The organism is Streptomyces sp. NPDC056600 (assembly GCF_042792855.1).
In the GTDB taxonomy this organism is placed as follows: domain Bacteria; phylum Actinomycetota; class Actinomycetes; order Streptomycetales; family Streptomycetaceae; genus Streptomyces.
On the sequence record NZ_JBHTVQ010000066.1, the window covers coordinates 36,671 to 37,053 of the forward strand.

At 65.8% G+C, this 383-nt stretch carries 1 pseudogene; it reads left to right on the plus strand.

What is annotated here, in order from left to right:
* Window positions 1–240 precede the first annotated feature (240 nt).
* Window positions 241–383: pseudogene (locus tag ACFRAV_RS26445) on the plus strand (MBL fold metallo-hydrolase); the annotation flags it as partial.

A 383-nucleotide genomic window follows, 5' to 3' on the forward strand; every position in this document is an offset into this window, starting at 1 on the left:
CGTCTTTCACTAAATACCAAACCGACAACGTCTCCCCCGCCGGGGGGGCCCCCGGCCGCGGGGGGGGGGGCGCCCGGTTAAAACCGACCGGCCCCACAACCGTCTCCGTCGTTTCACCGTTTGATCACCAATCCGGCGAGGTATTCGCACAGAGGGACGCAATACCCCCCTGGGTATCTCTGTTACCGTGGAGATGGCAGATACCCCAGGGGGTATATATCCGTGAAAGGGAGCGACCGCGTGTTCTTCGTCGACACCATCGAGCTCGAGGGTCTGGGCAACCGGCACTACCTGGCCGGCGGTGAGCGGGCTGCTGTGGCGGTGGATCCGCCGCGGGACATCGATCAGGTGCTGGCGGCGGCCGCGCGGCGTGGTGTGCGGAT